This window comes from Streptomyces sp. NPDC043908 (assembly GCF_056435525.1).
This window is the reverse complement of sequence record NZ_JBWKEI010000004.1, coordinates 102178-119767: the sequence shown is the minus strand read 5'-3', so window position 1 is coordinate 119767 and position 17590 is coordinate 102178. Positions and strand designations below refer to the sequence as shown.

Annotated in this window: 18 protein-coding genes; 9 read left to right on the top strand and 9 right to left on the bottom strand. The window is 70.0% G+C overall.

Features of this window, described 5'->3' with window-relative positions; genetic code table 11:
- Window positions 1–433: 433 nt before the first annotated feature.
- The 5 genes from AC069K_RS11155 to dnaA form a co-directional block, all read right to left on the bottom strand.
- The gene (locus AC069K_RS11155) at window positions 434–985 is read right to left on the bottom strand and encodes a DciA family protein (protein ID WP_358833470.1); all 552 of its coding nucleotides are present in this window, start codon (window positions 983–985) and stop codon (window positions 434–436) included.
- Window positions 982–2103 carry a DNA replication/repair protein RecF gene (gene recF / locus AC069K_RS11150; protein ID WP_478614608.1) on the bottom strand — a complete coding sequence of 374 codons (1122 nt, stop codon included), beginning with the start codon at window positions 2101–2103 and terminating at the stop codon, window positions 982–984. Before recF ends, AC069K_RS11155 begins: the two co-directional genes overlap by 4 nt.
- A gap of 43 nt (window positions 2104–2146) precedes the next feature.
- Window positions 2147–3025, bottom strand: a complete 879-nt coding sequence (gene gnd, locus AC069K_RS11145) for a phosphogluconate dehydrogenase (NAD(+)-dependent, decarboxylating) (RefSeq protein ID WP_358833468.1) — start codon at window positions 3023–3025, stop codon at window positions 2147–2149.
- A gap of 118 nt (window positions 3026–3143) precedes the next feature.
- Window positions 3144–4274, bottom strand: a complete 1131-nt coding sequence (gene dnaN, locus AC069K_RS11140) for a DNA polymerase III subunit beta (RefSeq protein WP_358833467.1) — start codon at window positions 4272–4274, stop codon at window positions 3144–3146.
- A gap of 894 nt (window positions 4275–5168) precedes the next feature.
- The gene (dnaA, locus tag AC069K_RS11135; protein WP_365102762.1) at window positions 5169–6968 is read right to left on the bottom strand and encodes a chromosomal replication initiator protein DnaA; all 1800 of its coding nucleotides are present in this window, start codon (window positions 6966–6968) and stop codon (window positions 5169–5171) included.
- Window positions 6969–7353: 385 nt separating this feature from the next.
- On the opposite strand from dnaA, the gene rpmH reads away from it, so the two are divergent.
- The 9 genes from rpmH (at window position 7354) to AC069K_RS11090 (ending at window position 14308) form a co-directional block, all read left to right on the top strand.
- Window positions 7354–7491, top strand: coding sequence for a 50S ribosomal protein L34 (rpmH, locus tag AC069K_RS11130; RefSeq protein WP_006381191.1), 138 nt, complete (start codon window positions 7354–7356; stop codon window positions 7489–7491).
- Between the two features lie 18 nt (window positions 7492–7509).
- Complete coding sequence (gene rnpA / locus AC069K_RS11125; protein WP_101389153.1) at window positions 7510–7881, top strand: ribonuclease P protein component; 372 nt, start codon at window positions 7510–7512, stop codon at window positions 7879–7881.
- Complete coding sequence (gene yidD / locus AC069K_RS11120; RefSeq protein ID WP_358833464.1) at window positions 7878–8213, top strand: membrane protein insertion efficiency factor YidD; 336 nt, start codon at window positions 7878–7880, stop codon at window positions 8211–8213. Before rnpA ends, yidD begins: the two co-directional genes overlap by 4 nt.
- Before the next feature lie 3 nt (window positions 8214–8216).
- Window positions 8217–9503, top strand: a complete 1287-nt coding sequence (gene yidC / locus AC069K_RS11115) for a membrane protein insertase YidC (RefSeq protein ID WP_365102757.1) — start codon at window positions 8217–8219, stop codon at window positions 9501–9503.
- Window positions 9504–9517: 14 nt separating this feature from the next.
- Window positions 9518–10027 (top strand): Jag family protein, encoded by a 510-nt coding sequence (locus AC069K_RS11110; RefSeq protein WP_358833462.1) that lies wholly within the window; start codon window positions 9518–9520, stop codon window positions 10025–10027.
- Between the two features lie 150 nt (window positions 10028–10177).
- On the top strand, window positions 10178–10897 hold the full coding sequence (gene rsmG, locus AC069K_RS11105) for a 16S rRNA (guanine(527)-N(7))-methyltransferase RsmG (RefSeq protein ID WP_365102754.1): 720 nt from the start codon (window positions 10178–10180) through the stop codon (window positions 10895–10897).
- Between the two features lie 279 nt (window positions 10898–11176).
- Window positions 11177–12256, top strand: coding sequence for a ParA family protein (locus tag AC069K_RS11100; RefSeq protein ID WP_358833460.1), 1080 nt, complete (start codon window positions 11177–11179; stop codon window positions 12254–12256).
- Window positions 12253–13359 carry a ParB/RepB/Spo0J family partition protein gene (locus tag AC069K_RS11095; RefSeq protein WP_365102752.1) on the top strand — a complete coding sequence of 369 codons (1107 nt, stop codon included), beginning with the start codon at window positions 12253–12255 and terminating at the stop codon, window positions 13357–13359. Before AC069K_RS11100 ends, AC069K_RS11095 begins: the two co-directional genes overlap by 4 nt.
- 331 nt (window positions 13360–13690) lie before the next feature.
- Window positions 13691–14308: a GNAT family N-acetyltransferase gene (locus tag AC069K_RS11090; protein WP_478614597.1), complete on the top strand. Its 618-nt coding sequence runs from the start codon at window positions 13691–13693 to the stop codon at window positions 14306–14308.
- 108 nt (window positions 14309–14416) lie between these two features.
- Here the strand turns inward: AC069K_RS11090 and trxA are convergent, their stop codons facing one another.
- The 4 genes from trxA to sigM form a co-directional block, all read right to left on the bottom strand.
- The gene (gene trxA / locus AC069K_RS11085) at window positions 14417–14749 is read right to left on the bottom strand and encodes a thioredoxin (protein WP_365102747.1); all 333 of its coding nucleotides are present in this window, start codon (window positions 14747–14749) and stop codon (window positions 14417–14419) included.
- 53 nt (window positions 14750–14802) lie between these two features.
- Window positions 14803–15765: a thioredoxin-disulfide reductase gene (trxB, locus tag AC069K_RS11080; RefSeq protein ID WP_365102744.1), complete on the bottom strand. Its 963-nt coding sequence runs from the start codon at window positions 15763–15765 to the stop codon at window positions 14803–14805.
- A 105-nt stretch (window positions 15766–15870) separates the two neighbouring features.
- A complete protein-coding gene (locus AC069K_RS11075) occupies window positions 15871–16842 on the bottom strand; it encodes an anti-sigma factor family protein (RefSeq protein ID WP_478614593.1) in 972 nt (323 codons plus the stop codon).
- Window positions 16839–17552, bottom strand: a complete 714-nt coding sequence (gene sigM / locus AC069K_RS11070; RefSeq protein WP_365102739.1) for an RNA polymerase sigma factor SigM — start codon at window positions 17550–17552, stop codon at window positions 16839–16841. Before sigM ends, AC069K_RS11075 begins: the two co-directional genes overlap by 4 nt.
- Between the last annotated feature and the right edge of the window lie 38 nt (window positions 17553–17590).

Genomic DNA, 17590 nt, shown 5'->3' with positions numbered 1-17590 from the left:
AGGAGGGCGGGATTATTGACCAGTCTACCGGTAGCGCCGACATGAATGGGGGTTTGCCGGTACCTGAGTCCGCATGTGCCGCCCTGAGCGGGCGGCGACCGACTCCCCATATCCGGGCAGGGGCTCTAAGAGCCTCACACGGGCATTCAGCGCTTCGGCCTGTCAACCTCCCGCTACCGTGAGGGACGCCTCACCCGTACCGCCCGGTTTCCTGCCGCGCGGAGGCCGCCGGACGGACCCCGCGCGAGGGGAGAAGGCTCGGAGCGCCCCTGCGCGCGCGCAGGGGCGCTCCGAGGGGCTCGGCGGCCCCTTGGTGCCGGGCGGCGGAGCCGTGGGCGCAGCGGGCGAAAGAGGGCCGAGGCGAGCCGCGGTAGTACCGCTGCGGGGCCGACGCGGCGGGCAGCCCGGGACGCGGCCCGGCCCGCACCCCGCCTCACCCGTAGGTGTCGCCCGGCCCCGTGCTCCCCGGCGCCCGCAGACGCCCGTACCGCGTGGGCGGTCCGCCCGGACCCAGGACCTTGATCAACCGGACCGTGCCCTGGCCCAGGTCGGCGTTGAGCCGGGCCACCAGCTGGGGCGCCAGCAGGCGCAGCTGCGTCGCCCACGCCGTGGAGTCGCACTGCACCGTGAGGACCCGCTCGTCGGGGTCCTCGTCGTAGCGCAGCGGTACGCAGTGGTTGGCCAGGTCGTCGCCGACGATCTGCGGCCAGCGGCCCATCACACCGCCCACGGCGGCCGGGGTCTCCCAGCCGCGCTCGGTGATCAGCCGGTTGATCGCGGCGCCCAGCGGCTGCGGGTCGCGGCCGTCCGCGCGGGCGCCCGAGCGCAGGCCGCCGCCCCGGCGGGCCTGCTTCTTCTGCTGTGCGGCGGCGCCCCGTGCCTTGGCCTGCTCCTTGGCGGCGCGCAGCGCCACGCGCGCGAGGTCGACGCCGGAGGACTCGGGAACCCTGGGCGCCGGCGTCTCGTTTCCGGAGTGCTCGCTCATACCCGCGCCACCTCTCCCGCGGTGACCTCGTACCGGGCGCCCGCCAGGACGCCGGGCACGTCGTCGTCCACGGCCGCCGTCACCAGCACCTGCTCGCCCGGGGCCACCAGCTCCGCAAGGCGTTCGCGGCGCCGGGCGTCCAGCTCCGCGAAGACGTCGTCCAGGACCAGCACCGGCTCGTTGCCCTCGGCCCGCAGCAGGTCGTAGGAGGCGAGCCGGAGCGCCAGCGCGTACGACCAGGACTCGCCGTGGCTCGCGTACCCCTTGGCGGGGAGCGGGCCGAGCTTGAGCAGCAGTTCGTCGCGGTGCGGCCCGACCAGGGTCACCCCGCGCTCGATCTCCTGCTTGCGGACGTCGGCGAGCGCGGCGATCAGCTGCCCGTACAGGTCCTCGCGGGTTCTCTCGCCGCCCGGCGCCGACGGCTTGTACTCCAGCGCCACCGGACCGCCCCCGGGCGCCAGCTGGTCGTACGCCTTGTCGGCGAGCGGCTGGAGCGCGGCGATCAGGTCGAGCCGCTGGGCGAGCAGCTCGGCGCCGGCCCGCGCCAGATGCTGGTCCCACACGTCGAGGGTGGACAGGTCCATGCCGCGGCCGCCGTGGCGCCGGGCCATCGCCGCCGACTTCAGCAGGGTGTTGCGCTGCTTGAGGACGCGGTCGTAGTCGGAGCGGACGGCCGCCATGCGCGGCGAGCGCGCGGTGACCAGCTCGTCCAGGAACCGCCGCCGCTCGCCGGGGTCGCCCTTGATCAGCGCCAGGTCCTCCGGCGCGAACAGGACGGTCCGCACTATCCCCAGCACGTCACGCGGTCTGACCTGCGAGGACCGGTTGACGCGGGCCCGGTTCGCGCGGCCCGGGTTGAGTTCCAGTTCGATCAGCTGGGAGCGCTCGCCCTGGGTCACGGCCGCGCGGATGACGGCCCGCTCGGCGCCCATGCGCACCAGGGGCGCGTCCGAGGAGACCCGGTGGCTGCCGAGGGTCGCCAGATAGCCGACCGCCTCGACGAGATTGGTCTTGCCCTGGCCGTTGGGGCCGACGAAAGCGGTGACGCCCGGGTCGAGCGGAACCTCGACCCGGGCGTACGAGCGGAAGTCGGCCAGCGAGAGATGCGTGACGTGCATGGTGGTGCGCCGACCTCCCCCGGCCCTGCCAACAGCCTGTGGATTACTTCTTGGACTCGACCGCGTGGCCACCGAACTGGTTGCGCAGCGCCGCGATCATCTTCATCTGAGGGGAGTCGTCCTGCCGGGACGCGAACCGCGCGAACAGCGACGCGGTGATGGCGGGCAGCGGAACGGCGTTGTCGATGGCCGCCTCGACGGTCCACCGGCCCTCGCCGGAGTCCGCCGCGAAGCCGCGCAGCCGGTCGAGGTGCTCGTCCTCGTCGAGGGCGTTGACCGCCAGGTCCAGCAGCCAGGAACGGATGACCGTGCCCTCCTGCCAGCTGCGGAAGACCTCGCGGACGTCGGTGACGGAGTCGACCTTCTCCAGGAGCTCCCAGCCCTCGGCGTACGCCTGCATCATCGCGTACTCGATGCCGTTGTGGACCATCTTGGCGAAGTGGCCGGCGCCGACCTTGCCCGCGTGGACCGAGCCGAACTCGCCCTCGGGCTTGAGCGCGTCGAAGATCGGCTGGACCTTCGCCACGTGCTCGGCGTCACCGCCGTACATCAGCGCGTAGCCGTTCTCCAGGCCCCAGACGCCGCCGGAGACACCGCAGTCGACGAAGCCGATGTCCTTGAGGCCCAGCTCGACCGCGTGCTTCTCGTCGTCGGTCCAGCGCGAGTTGCCGCCGTCGACGACGACGTCGCCGGGGGAGAGCAGCTCCGCCAGCTCGTCGATGGTGGACTGGGTCGCGGCACCGGCCGGGACCATCACCCAGACCACCCGGGGACCCTTGAGCTTGCCCACAAGTTCTTCGAGGCTGTGGACATCGGCGACGTCCGGGTTGCGGTCGTAACCGATGACGGTGTGGCCTGCGCGGCGAATCCGCTCGCGCATGTTGCCGCCCATCTTGCCGAGGCCGACGAGACCGAGCTCCATCACATGATCCTTTGACGTTGTGGCGTTCGTACCCGTGACCGAGACTACGCCCGGACACGGGCACACACCTGTGGGGTCGGCCGCTCAGACGAACACGGCCCCGCACCGGTCAGCCGGGTCAGCCGGAGAGGCGCACCGGCATGATCAGGTACTTGTACGCGTCGTCCGCTTCGGCGTCGAGCGCGGGCCTGCCGCTCAGCAGCGCCGGCTTGGTCGAGGTGGTGAAGGAGAGCTGGGCGACCGGGGAGTCGATGGCGCTCAGGCCGTCGAGCAGGAAGGTCGGGTTGAAGGCGATCGAGATGTCGTCGCCCTCCAGGTTGGCGTCGACCCTTTCCACAGCCTGTGCGTCGTCGCTGGAGCCGGCCTCCAGGATGAGCACGCCCTGCTCGAAGCTGAGCCGGACCGGCGTGTTGCGCTCGGCGACCAGGGAGACGCGCTTGACCGCCTCGACGAAGGGCGCGGTCTCGATCACCGCGACCGAGTTGAACTCGGTGGGGAACAGCGTCCGGTACTTCGGCAGGTCGCCTTCGAGCAGGCGGGTGGTGGTGCGCCGGCCGGCGCCCTCGAAGCCGATCAGGCCCTCACCGGCGCCCGAGCCCGACAGCGCGAGCGTGACGGTGTCACCGCTGGTCAGGGCCTTGGCGGTGTCCAGGAGCGTCTTGGCGGGCACCAGGGCGACCGCGGAGGCGTCCGGGTTCTCCGGCTTCCACAGGAACTCGCGGACCGCGAAGCGGTAGCGGTCGGTCGAGGCGAGGGTGACCGTGTCGCCCTCGATCTCGATCCGCACACCGGTCAGCACCGGGAGGGTGTCGTCGCGCCCGGCGGCGATGGCGACCTGGGCGGCGGCGGAGGCGAAGACCTCACCGGGAACGGTGCCCGTCGCGGTGGGCATCTGCGGCAGCGCCGGGTACTCCTCCACAGGCAGGGTGTGGAGGGTGAAGCGGGAGGAGCCGCAGACCACCGTCGCCCGTACACCGTCTGTGGAAATCTCCACCGGGCGGTTGGGGAGGGCGCGGCAGATGTCGGCGAGCAGACGGCCGGAGACGAGCACCGTGCCGTCCTCGTCGACCTCGGCCTCGACCGAGACCCGCGCCGAGACCTCGTAGTCGAAGCTGGAGAAGCTGAGGGCGCCGTCCTCCGCCTTCAGAAGAAGGCCCGCGAGCACGGGCGCGGGCGGACGGGCCGGGAGGCTGCGGGCCACCCACGCCACCGCCTCCGCGAGAACATCGCGCTCCACCCGGATCTTCACCGGAACCGCCTCCTGCTGTTGCTGGCTCGCCCTGCTGGCTTTCGTCGTCGGCTGTATCGCCGGGGACCAGTCTGACGTACGCCGCTGACACTCGGTGCGAGTCGGGGTCAAGTCGTGCCGAGCGGTCCGGGAGCCACCGAGGCCGAGTTGTGCACAGGCCCCACTTCGAAGCGGAATCCGGGCTAACTCTAAGTGGCAGTAGTAGTAGGGCCTGTGGAAACCGTGGATAACCCCGTTTTCGCAGGTCAGACCCAGTTTTTTGTCCACCGTGCCTGTGGGTGGAGCCGGTGGAAAACCCACCGGTTCTGTGGACATCCGAAAGTTCTGCACACCCGATGCACAGGCAGGGCCCACTTCTCCCCAGAGCTGTCCCCAGCTTTACCCCGGTTCCCCACAGCCCAACCGGGCGCGTTGGTGTGACGCCTTTCACTCGACCCGGTGACGGGGGGTGTTGCGTTGCCGAACAGTGGACAGCGCTGTGGAGAAGCTGTGGGCAACATGCCCCAGCCTGTGGGCCGCCGGTGGACAACGTTGACCACAGGCTGTGGACAGAGATTTCGTCCACAGCCTGTGGAGCACGGTCGCGCACAAATCCACAACCACGTGACCTGGGGTGATGGAGTATCAGGGCACTGGCCTGTGGAAGCAATCTGGACAACTGAACAGTCCCCAGGGTGTGGACGGGGAAAAGTCCCCGAATCTGTGGAGAACCCCCGCTGACCGGCGCGTATTCGAACACCGGCGGCCGGAGCGAGCCGTACGGAACGGTCCCGCGGGCCGTCCACAGAGGTGGGGACGACGGCGTACGCGCGCGTGGAGGGCCGTCGCGGGGCGACGAAAAGGGCGCCCGGGACGTGGTCCCGGGCGCCCTGTGAGGCTCTGTGAGCGGTCTGCTCAGCCGTTCTTGATGCGGTTGGTGAGTTCGGTGACCTGGTTGTAGATGGAGCGCCGCTCGGCCATCAGCGCGCGGATCTTGCGGTCGGCGTGCATCACCGTGGTGTGGTCGCGGCCGCCGAACTGCGCGCCGATCTTCGGCAGCGAGAGGTCGGTGAGCTCGCGGCACAGGTACATGGCGATCTGGCGGGCCGTCACCAGCACCCGGCTGCGCGAGGATCCGCACAGGTCCTCGACGGTGAGCCCGAAGTAGTCGGCGGTCGCCGCCATGATGGCGCCGGCCGTGATCTCGGGCGCCGAGTCCTCGCCGCCGGGGATCAGGTCCTTCAGCACGATCTCGGTGAGCCCGAGGTCCACCGGCTGCCGGTTGAGCGACGCGAACGCCGTCACCCGGATCAGCGCGCCCTCCAGCTCACGGATGTTCCGCGAGATCCGGGACGCGATGAACTCCAGCACCTCCGGCGGGGCGTTGAGCTGCTCCTGCACCGCCTTCTTACGGAGGATCGCGATACGCGTCTCCAGCTCCGGCGGCTGCACATCGGTGGTCAGACCCCACTCGAAACGGTTCCGCAGCCGGTCCTCCAGGGTCATCAGCTGCTTGGGCGGCCGGTCGGAGGAGAGCACGATCTGCTTGTTGGCGTTGTGGAGCGTGTTGAAGGTGTGGAAGAACTCCTCCTGCGTCGACTCCTTGCTCGCCAGGAACTGGATGTCGTCGACCAGGAGGATGTCCACGTCCCGGTACCGCTTGCGGAAGGTGTCGCCCTTGCCGTCGCGGATCGAGTTGATGAACTCGTTGGTGAACTCCTCCGAGCTCACGTAGCGCACCCGTGTGCCGGGGTAGAGGCTGCGGGCGTAGTGCCCGATCGCGTGCAGCAGATGCGTTTTGCCCAGGCCCGACTCCCCGTAGATGAAGAGCGGGTTGTACGCCTTGGCGGGCGCCTCGGCGACGGCCACCGCCGCCGCGTGCGCGAACCGGTTCGAGGAACCGATGACGAACGTGTCGAAGAGGTACTTGGGGTTCAGGCGCGCGTGCGGCTCGCCGGGGCCGCCCGGCTGGGCCGCCGAGGAGGACGAGGGGCCGCCCATCGGACGCGGGGCGCCCCCGCCGTGCTGGCCGCCCCCGCCGTGCTGGGGGCCGCCGTGGTGCTGCTGGCCCTGCTGCTCGGACAGCTCGTGGCGCTCCTGCTTGTAGGGCTGCCGCTCCTGCTGCTCGTACTGCTGCTGCTGATGCTGCTCGTACGGCGAACGCTCGGGCATCTGCGGCTGCCGGTAGTCGTGCTGCGGCTGCTGCGGGCGGGCGGTCGCGTACGGGTCGCGCTCCTGGAAGCCGCCGAGGCGCTGCTGCTGCCAGGAGTGGTCCTCCTGGGCGCGCGGCCAGGCACCGGGCTCGGGGCGCTGCTGCTGGTACTCCGGGTAGGCCGGGCGCACGGTCGGCAGGCCGTCGTCGGCCGGGCGGCCGTAGCCGTCGTCCTGGTAGCGCGGGGGCTGCTGCTGCGGCGCGGACTGGCCGCCGCCGGGAGGCTCGCCCACGGAGTCGTCGACGGTGATCGCGATCCGGATCGTGCGGCCGCACTCACGGCTGAGCGTGTCGCTGATCAGCGGGGCCAGGCGGCCCTCCAGGACGCGCTTGCCCCATTCGTTGGGAACGGCGAGCAGCGCCGTGTCGGCGACCAGGGCGAGCGGCTGGCAGCGCTCGATCCACTGCTTGTCCTTGGGCTCGATGCCCTGCTGGCCCTCCCCGAGGAGCTGCTCCAGCACGCGTGGCCACACTGCGGCAAGATCGGCAGGTACGTCAGCCACAGGGCACGCTCTCTCGCAGGTCCCACGAATGTGTGGTTCTCGGGACGGGATGGAAGGACAGGCAAGGACAGAAAGGAAAAGAGTCGGGGTCGAGCCACGGTAGTCGCGGCGACTGACGTGGTTCAAGTTGTTGTCCACAGGCTGTGCACAGCGGGCCCCGGGAAGACGCTGGTTTGACCGGATGGCGTAGCCGCGCGTACCGTAACCAGGTCGAGTTGTCGATGGCTGCTGCCGCCTGCCTCCGATGGGCAAAGATCACGGTCTGTGATCGTGAAGCGGTGCACTCGGGCGTTGTACGAGCTTCGTGTATTGCGAGCTTCTCGTGGGCGCACGGTGACAGCCAGGCGATGTCCCGCCACCACCGAATCAGTTCTGGAGCCCCCGAGTGAGCAAGCGCACCTTCCAGCCGAACAACCGCCGTCGTGCCAAGACCCACGGCTTCCGCCTGCGGATGCGTACCCGTGCCGGCCGCGCCATCCTCGCGAACCGTCGTGGCAAGGGCCGCGCCAGCCTGTCCGCCTAATCGCATACAGGTCATGACGTGCTGCCTACCGAGAATCGGCTGAGGCGGCGCGAAGACTTCGCGACCGCGGTACGCCGAGGACGCCGGGCCGGTCGCCCGCTCCTCGTCGTCCATCTACGCAGCGGTGCAACGGACCCGCACGCGCCTGGGGAGAGCGCTCCCCCGACGCGTGCGGGTTTCGTCGTCAGCAAGGCCGTGGGTGTGGCCGTCGTCCGCAACCTGGTGAAGCGCAGGCTTCGCCATCTGATGCGCGATCGGCTCTCCCAGCTGCCCCCCGGTAGCCTGGTGGTCGTACGAGCATTGCCCGGCGCGGGTGATGCCGATCATGCACATCTGGCCCGAGACCTGGACGCCGCCCTCCAGCGGCTGCTGGGAGGGGGTGCGCGATGAAGTACCCGCTGCTGGCCCTGATCAAGCTGTACCAGTGGACGATCAGCCCGCTGCTCGGGCCCGTCTGCAGGTACTACCCGTCGTGTTCCCACTACGGATTCACGGCCATTGACCGGCATGGCGCGGTGAAGGGCACGGCACTGACCGCCTGGCGCATTCTGCGGTGCAATCCGTGGTCGCCGGGCGGCGTGGACTACGTCCCCGAGCGCAAGCGCCCTCGTTGGCACGAGGCGCTGCGCAACGCCTGGCGCGGCAGCAAGGGCGGGCACTCCGCCGCTGAGACCGAGCCCAGCCCGGCCGCAGAGACCTCGCCCAATGCTCAAGGAGCCTGATTAGTGGACACGATTGCCAGTCTGTTCAGCTTCATCACCTGGCCTGTTTCCTGGGTCATCGTCCAGTTCCACAAGTTGTACGGCGCGATCTTCGGGGCGGACACCGGCTGGGCCTGGGGACTGTCCATCGTGTCCCTGGTGGTGCTGATCCGGATCTGTCTGATCCCGCTCTTCGTGAAGCAGATCAAGTCGACCCGGAACATGCAGGCGCTCCAGCCGAAGATGAAGGCGATCCAGGAGCGCTACAAGAGCGACAAGCAGCGTCAGTCCGAAGAGATGATGAAGCTGTACAAGGAGACGGGCACCAACCCGCTCTCCTCGTGCCTTCCCATCCTGGCGCAGTCGCCCTTCTTCTTCGCGCTGTACCACGTGCTCAGCAACATCGCGAACAACAAGAAGGTCGGCGTCATCGACCAGTCGCTGCTCGACAGCGCGCGTAACGCCCACATCTTCGGCGCACCGCTGGCCGCGAAGTTCACGGACAGCGCCTCCAAGGTCGACGCCCTGGGCGCGACGCTGACCGACGTCCGCGTCGTGACCGCGATCATGATCGTGCTGATGTCCGCGTCGCAGTTCTTCACCCAGCGCCAGCTGATGACGAAGAACGTGGACCTGTCGGTGAAGACGCCCTTCATGCAGCAGCAGAAGATGCTGATGTACGTCTTCCCGGTCATGTTCGCCGTGATGGGTGTCAACTTCCCCGTCGGTGTCCTCGTCTACTGGCTGACCACCAACGTGTGGACCATGGGCCAGCAGATGTACGTGATCAACCAGAACCCGACGCCGGGCTCCAAGGCGCAGGCCAGCTACCTGGACCGGCTGAGCAAGAGCGTCGCCGCCCACAACGAGGTGCGGGGCAAGCGCCGCCGGGCCGTCGTGCAGGCGATCGTGGCCAAGGGCCCGGACCGCAACGACAACGAGCGCAAGTTCATCTCGGGCCTGGCCAAGCAGGGCTTCGCGGCCCAGGCCGACGGCAGTGTGGTCAAGAGCGACCCCGCCGTGGCCGAGGCGGAGGCCGCCGGCGCCAGGCGCCAGCAGCCCAAGCGTCTGACCAAGGCCCAGCGCCAGGCCGCCGCGACCGCCGCGCAGGGTGGCGGCGACGGCGATGAGCCGGCGAGGACCTCGCTGGAAAAGGGCACGTCGGACGAGGGTGCCGAGGCGAAGCAGGACGCGCCGCAGGCTGCCAAGTCCAAGACGGCGGGCAAGCCCGCCTCCGGTACCGCACGCAGCAAGGCCCAGTCAGGACAGCGCAAGGGTCAGCAGCGGCCCAAGCACCCGTCCAAGAAGTAAGAAGGAGTCCATCCGTGACGGAAGGCACCATCCCGGCCGCCGAGGGTGTCGACACCCTGTCCCGCCTGGAGCAGGAGGGGGAGATCGCCGCCGACTACCTGGAGGGCCTGCTCGACATCGCCGACCTGGACGGCGACATCGACATGGACGTCGAGGCGGACCGTGCCGCGGTCTCGATCATCAGCGATGCCGACAGCCGTGACCTGCAGAAGCTCGTCGGCCGTGACGGTGAGGTGCTGGAGGCGCTCCAGGAGCTGACCCGGCTGGCCGTGCACCGGGAGACCGGTGACCGCAGCCGTCTGATGCTCGACATCGCCGGCTTCCGGGCCAAGAAGCGTACGGAGCTGTCCGAGCTGGGTGCCAAGACCGCGGACGAGGTCAAGAACTCGGGTCGGCCGGTGAAGCTCCAGCCGATGACGCCGTTCGAGCGCAAGGTCGTGCACGACGCGGTCGCCGCCGCCGGTCTGCGCAGCGAGTCCGAGGGCGAGGAGCCGCAGCGCTTCGTCATCGTGCTCCCCGCCTGAGCGGTCTGTAGTCCTCTGCCGGGGATCTCGGGGGCCCGCCCCCGGGATTCCCGGCCTCGGCCCCGTCTGTTCGCAGACGGGGCCGATCTTTGTCAGCCTGATAGTCAGCCACCCCAGCGCGGGAAGCGCGGTACGGAAGGACGGTCCCCCGTGACGGAGGCAGCAGCAGAGCTTCCCCAGCCGCCCGAAGAGGCGCGCACGGTATTCGGCGAGTACTTCCCGGAAGCCGTCCGGTACGCCGAGCTGCTCGCGGACGCGGGAGTCAAGCGCGGTCTGATCGGCCCGCGGGAGGTGCCCCGCCTCTGGGAGCGCCATCTGCTCAATTGCGCCGTGCTCTCCGAGGTCGTTCCGGAAGGCGTCACGGTCTGCGATGTCGGCTCCGGTGCCGGTCTGCCCGGTATCCCGCTGGCACTGGTGCGCCCGGATCTGAAGATCACGCTCCTGGAGCCGTTGCTGCGGCGCACCAACTTCCTCCAGGAGGTCGTGGAGCTGCTGGGCCTGGACCATGTCACCGTGGTGCGCGGCCGCGCCGAGGAGATGCTGGGCAAGGTGCAGCCGGTGCACGTGGTCACGGCCCGTGCGGTGGCCCCGCTGGACCGGCTGGCCGGATGGGGTGTGCCACTGCTGCGCCCCTACGGCGAGATGCTGGCGCTCAAGGGCGACACCGCCGAGGAGGAGATCCAGGGTGCGCGGGCCGCGTTGAGCAAGCTCGGTGTGGTGAACACCTCAGTGCTGCACGTCGGCGAGGGCGTCGTGGACCCGCTGTCCACGGTCGTACGCGTCGAGGTCGGGGAGAGCCCGGGCGGGGTGCGGTTCGCCGCGAAGCGCGCCAAGGCCGCCAGGACCGGCCGCACCAGGCGCCGCCGCTGACCCGTGGGGCTCGCGCGGGGGCGGATGCTCCATAGAAGGTGCGATACGTACGCATTTCGGAGTGTCGTGACCATCTGACCGCAGGGCGCGTGCATCGTGTTTCACGTGAAACGTCGCTCTTTGCTGCATGGAATCATCAGCCGCGGCCGTAATGCCGCGCCGCGCGACCGCAAGCCCTTGGGCGGGGCCCCGGAGTCCCCTTCACGGGCTACGGAGTTGTCCACAACGGTGGATTCATCCACAGAAGAACGGGCCTCGCTGGTTCACGACCCCGAAAGCATGGCAGGCTCTGTGCATTGCGAGCCTGAAGTCGAGGAGAGTGAATCCTTGCGGTCCGACGCCAACATCGCGGGACCGATGACCGACCCGGTCCCCGGTCCCCGTACCGAATCGCCGGGGGAGGATGTTTCACGTGAAACACCGCCCCCGATGGACGACACCCCCATCGGTCGTGCTGCCCAGCTGGCGGTGGAAGCTCTCGGCCGCGCCGGCGAGGGCCTGCCCCGGCCTGATCAGACACGCATCATGGTGGTCGCCAACCAGAAGGGCGGCGTCGGGAAGACCACGACCACGGTCAATCTCGCCGCTTCCCTGGCGCTGCACGGTGCCCGGGTCCTGGTGGTCGACCTCGACCCGCAAGGCAATGCCTCCACGGCGCTGGGGATAGACCATCACGCCGAGGTCCCCTCGATCTATGACGTCCTGGTGGACAGCAGGCCGCTCTCCGAGGTCGTCCAGCCCGTCCGGGACGTGGAGGGTCTCTTCTGCGCGCCGGCCACGATCGACCTGGCCGGCGCGGAGATCGAGCTGGTGTCCCTGGTGGCACGGGAGAGCCGGCTGCAGCGCGCCATCCAGGCGTACGAGCAGCCGCTGGACTACATCCTCATCGACTGCCCGCCTTCCCTGGGACTCCTCACCGTCAACGCTCTTGTTGCCGGTGCGGAGGTTCTCATTCCCATCCAGTGCGAGTACTACGCGCTGGAGGGACTGGGTCAGCTGCTGCGGAACGTCGACCTGGTGCGCGGGCATCTCAACCCCGCCCTGCACGTTTCGACGATCCTGCTCACCATGTACGACGGCAGGACCAGGCTCGCCTCCCAGGTGGCCGACGAGGTGCGCAGCCACTTCGGCCACGAGGTCCTGCGCACGAGCATCCCGCGCTCGGTCCGTATCTCGGAGGCCCCGAGCTACGGCCAGACGGTGCTCACCTATGACCCGGGCTCCAGCGGCTCGCTCTCGTATCTCGAAGCCGCCCGCGAGATCGCACTGCGCGGGGTCGGCATCAACTACGACCCGACGACGCACATCCCCGCGGGCACTCAGAACAACCAGCACAGCATGTCGGAGGGGATCCAGTGAGTGAGCGACGTAGAGGTCTGGGACGCGGGCTCGGTGCGCTGATCCCGGCCGCCCCGCAGGAGAAGCAGGCCGCGCCTTCGGTGGGGACGGCATCCACGTCCCCGGCGGCGGTACCGGTACTGACCGCCGAGCGCGGGGTGGCGGCGGCGAAGGTGGCCACGCTCGCGGCGGTGCCTGTTTCACGTGAAACACCGGTGCCGGTCCAGGCGCCCGAGCCCGCGGCGCCGCAGCTGAAGGCGCCCGCGGGGGCGTACTTCGCGGAGCTGCCGCTGGACGCGATCACGCCCAACCCGCGCCAGCCGCGTGAGGTGTTCGACGAGGACGCCCTCGCCGAGCTCATCACCTCCATCAAGGAAGTCGGGCTGCTCCAGCCCGTCGTCGTACGCCAGCTGTCGTCCGAGCGCTTCGAGCTCATCATGGGCGAGCGGCGCTGGCGGGCCTGCCGTGAGGCGGGGCTGGAGCGGATCCCGTCGATCGTGCGGGACACCGACGACGACAAGCTGCTCCTGGACGCCCTCCTGGAGAACCTGCACCGCTCCCAGCTCAACCCTCTGGAAGAGGCGGCGGCCTACGACCAGCTGCTGAGGGACTTCGCGTGCACCCATGACCAGCTGGCGGACCGCATCGGCCGGTCCCGCCCGCAGGTCTCCAACACCCTGCGTCTGCTGCGGCTCTCCCCGCCGGTGCAGCGCCGGGTGGCGGCCGGGGTGCTCTCGGCGGGCCACGCCCGGGCGCTGCTCTCCGTGGACGACTCGGAGGAGCAGGACCGGCTGGCGCACCGCATCGTGGCCGAGGGACTCTCGGTGCGGGCGGTCGAGGAGATCGTCACCCTGCTGAACTCGGAGCCCAAGAGCGCCGCCAAGGCGAAGGGCCCACGTGCCGGTGCCCGGCTCTCGCCGGCGCTCTCCGATCTGGCCTCCCGGCTCTCGGACCGCTTTGAGACACGGGTCAAGGTCGACCTCGGTCAGAAGAAGGGAAAGATCGTCGTCGAGTTCGCGTCGATAGACGATCTGGAGCGGATCCTCGGCACCCTCGCCCCGGGCGAGGGGCGGGTCCTCGACAAGAGTCTCGCCGAGGAGTCCGAGGAGGGCGACGAAGCCTGAGCCGGTGATCTCCTCACCGCTCGGCCAGGGCAGTTGTCGTTGAAGGGCGGGCTGTGTTCCGATGCATACGGGAACACAGCCCGCCCTTTGCTGTTGCGCGGTATCCGCACCGACGGTGGGTGGATACGATGCGTTCTGGTATGGCACATCCACCTTGGGCCACTTCGGAGGGAGGGCGGAGCGCCATGCGAACGGTGAGCCGTACCCGACTGGTGACGGCGGGGCTGGGCCTCGGGGCGTTCGGCGGTTTCGTCGGCAGCCTCCTCCGGGAGCGGAGTGCACTGGCAGCCGCCCAGGGGGCGGCAGGCGAGGGAAGCGAGGAACACCCTTCATGGGGCGTCGGCTTGTACCGCTCACGCTGGACAACCTTCCGGACCTTCCCCAGCGCTGCCGCGCCTGTGTCTTCTGGGAACTCGACCCGGTCAGCGGAGAGGCAGCGATAAAGGCGGGCACGCCCGAGCTGGAGAAGGAAGCCTGGATCTCGGCGGTGCTCCTGGAGTGGGGCTCCTGCGGCCGGGTCGTCTATGTCGACGATGTGCCGGTGGGCTACGTCCTCTACGCTCCGCCCGCCTACGTACCGCGCTCCACCGCCTTCCCCACCAGTCCGGTCTCTCCCGACGCGGTGCAGCTGATCACGGCGTGGATCATGCCGGAGTACCAGGGGCAGGGGCTCGGAAGAGTGATGGTGCAGACGGTCGCCAAGGACCTGCTGCGCCGGGGCTTCAAGGCCATCGAGGCGTTCGGGGACGCCCGCTGGAGCGAATCCGCGTGTGTGCTCCCCGCCGACCACCTGCTGGCCGTGGGCTTCAAGACCGTACGGCCGCATCCCCGGTATCCCCGGCTGCGGCTGGAGCTGAGGACGACGCTCTCCTGGAAGGAGGACGTCGAACTGGCGCTGGACCGGCTGCTGGGAGCGGTCCAGAAGGAGCCCGCCCTGCGGCCCCTGTAGAAGCCACGGCCCGGCGGAAGGACACCGGCTCCCGGAAACGCGAACGGGCCCGACCCCCGAGGGGGCCGGGCCCGTATCCGTTGTTTCACGTGAAACAACGGCGGCGACTTACTGGCCGATGAAGCCGTCGAGGTCGCGCAGCAGAGCGGCCTTCGGCTTGGCGCCGACGATCGTCTTGGCCACCTCGCCGCCCTGGTAGACGTTCAGGGTCGGGATGGACATCACGCCGTACTTGGCGGCGGTGGCCGGGTTCTCGTCGATGTTGAGCTTGACGATCTCGATCTGGTCGCCGTGCTCCTCCGCGATGGCCTCCAGGGACGGGGCGATCTGACGGCACGGGCCGCACCACGCCGCCCAGAAGTCGACGAGGACGGGCTTGTCGCTCTTGAGGACGACCTCATCGAAGTCGGCGTCGGTCACGTTCTTCAGGGTGCCGGCCACGGCAGCCTCCTTGCGGGGTGTGGGTGAGGGGGTGGTGAGGAAGAGCGGGGGGATCAGACGGCGGTCGCGCCGGCCTTCTCGCCGTCGGCGAGCGCGGCCAGGAAGCGCTCGGCGTCGAGAGCGGCGGAACAGCCCGTACCGGCGGCGGTGATCGCCTGGCGGTAGGTGTGGTCCACCACGTCACCGGCGCCGAAGACACCGGTCAGGTTGGTGCGGGTGGAGGGCGCGGCGACCTTGAGGTAGCCCTCGTCGTCCAGGTCGAGCTGGCCCTTGAAGAGCTCGGTGCGCGGGTCGTGGCCGACGGCGATGAAGAGGCCGGTCACCGCGAGCTCGGAGGTCTCGCCCGTCTTGGTGTTGCGCAGGGTCAGGTGCGAGAGCTTCTGGTCGCCGTGGATCTCGGCGACCTCGCTGTCCCAGGCGAACTTGATCTTCGGGTCGGCGAAGGCACGCTCCTGCATCGCCTTGGAGGCGCGCAGGCTGTCCCGGCGGTGGACGATGGTGACCGACTTGGCGAAGCGCGAGAGGAAGGTCGCCTCCTCCATCGCGGTGTCGCCGCCGCCGACCACGGCGATGTCCTGGTCCTTGAAGAAGAACCCGTCGCAGGTGGCACACCACGAGACACCGCGGCCCGAGAGCTTGTCCTCGTTCGGCAGCCCGAGCTTGCGGTGCTGGGAGCCGGTGGTGACGATCACGGCCTTGGCGCGGTGGACGGTGCCGGCGGTGTCCGTGACGGTCTTGACCTCGCCGCTGAGGTCGACGGCCACGATGTCGTCCGGAACGAGCTCGGCGCCGAAGCGCTCGGCCTGCGCCCGCATGTTGTCCATGAGGTCGGGGCCCATGATGCCGTCACGGAAGCCGGGGAAGTTCTCCACCTCGGTGGTGTTCATCAGCGCACCGCCGGCGGTGACGGCGCCCTCGAACACCAGCGGCTGAAGCGACGCACGCGCGGTGTAGAGCGCGGCCGTGTAGCCGGCCGGCCCGGAGCCAATGATGATCACGTTACGGACGTCGCTCACGGGTTTCTTCCTCGTCTCTGCGGACTGCCTACTGCCTACCGGGGCCCGGTCCAGGACTCTCACCCCACCCAACGGATCCTACGGGGCGAGCATTCCCGGAGCGTCTCACCGACGGGGATAGACGTGGGTCAGCAGCAGCTTGCCCTTGGCGTCGGGCCCCGCGCTCTCGCAGGCCGCGTCGACGACGTACGCCTGGACCTGCGAGGCGTCCGTGGGATGCGGGAAGACGACCAGATACGCCCGGGTCCCCCGGTAGTCACCGGTCTCCGCGGCGAGCGGGGCCTGCGCGGTGCGGCCGGTGCCGGCCTGGACGCACGTCGGCACGGAGACCTCGGTGGCGAGCTTCGGTGAGTCCGATGTCACCCCGAGACTGGGCTTCTTGCCGGACGGAGAGATCCCGTCGCTCTGCCCGGCCGGCTGGGAGGACAGCAGGGTCCGCACCTGACCGGCGAGGGAGGCGGCGGAGAGGTCGGGCCCGTCCACCCGGGGTGAGGCGGTGACGGACTTGTCGGCCTGGGAGCCGTCGGAGGACTGCCACGTCTGCACGAGGAGGACACCCACGCCGAGCGCCGCGGCACCGAAGACGGCCCCGAGCACCGCGTTGCGCCGCCGCCGGGGGGTGCGCCTTCGGCCCGGTCCGGTGGCGGCCCTGGGATGCCCGGCCGGCCGGTCCGCGGCGGGAGCCTCCGCCGGGTCGCCGCCGAGCGATGTTTCACGTGAAACACGCGCCGCGCCGTCGCCCGTCTCCACCCCGGGAAGCTCACTCATGGAGGAAGACACCGCCGTCGCTCCGACGGGGACGGGCGTCCCGGTGGGCGCCGTGGCGTCGAGGAGCGCCTCGGCGGCCAGTGCCGCGTCGATCCGCCCCGCGATGTCGGCGGGCATGCGCGGCGGTCCGGGCAGGGTGCCGAGGAGGTCGCGGATCTCCGTCAGGGAGGCGTGGACGTCGGCGCAGAGGGCGCAGCCGTCCAGGTGCCGGCGAACGGCGGCGGCACGGGAGGGGGGCAGCAGGCCCTCGTGGAGGTCGGAGATCTCCGAGACGTCCGGGTGCTGAGCCATGTCGGCCGTGGATGTCACGTGCGCCCACCTCCGCCCTTCACAGCAGCAGGATCTTGCGGTCCCGCATCCCTTTGTCCCGACGCAGGTGGGACGGATGTCCCCGGCGTCCGGTTCCTTCCCCCACCACCCTCCTGGCTATCCCCCGTGTCGTCCGTATCACCGCGCAGGTGGCCGAGCAGGGGTTGCAGCCGCGCCCGGCCCCGGGCGCAGCGGCTCTTGACCGTGCCGACGGGCACGTCGAGGATCTCCGCCGCCTCGGCCACCGGGTAGCCCTGCATGTCGACGAGGACCAGGGCCGCGCGCTGTTCCGCCGGAAGCGTCCCCAGGGCCTTCACCAGCTGCCGCTGGAGGTCCTGGCGCTCCGCCGGGGCCTCGGCCGACTCATGGGGCTCCAGGAGCAGCTCCAGGCGTTCCGCGTCGTCGACCGGCGAGGTCTTGCGGGACGCGGCCTTGCGGGCCCGGTCCAGGCAGGCGTTCACGGTGATCCGGTGCAGCCAGGTCGTCACGGCCGACTGGCCGCGGAAGGTGTGGGCGGCCCGGTAGGCGGACACGAGGGCGTCCTGGACGGCGTCGGCGGCCTCCTCGCGGTCGCCCAGCGTCCGCAGGGCGACCGCCCAGAGTCTGTCCCGGTGGCGCCGGACCAGCTCGCCGAAGGCGTCGGCGTCACCGTCGACATGGCGTGCCAGGAGGTCCTGGTCGCTCGTGTCGCCGTACGCGGCGTCGTCCAACGATGAGCCCCCTCCCCGCGCTGTCGGATATCCCTGCC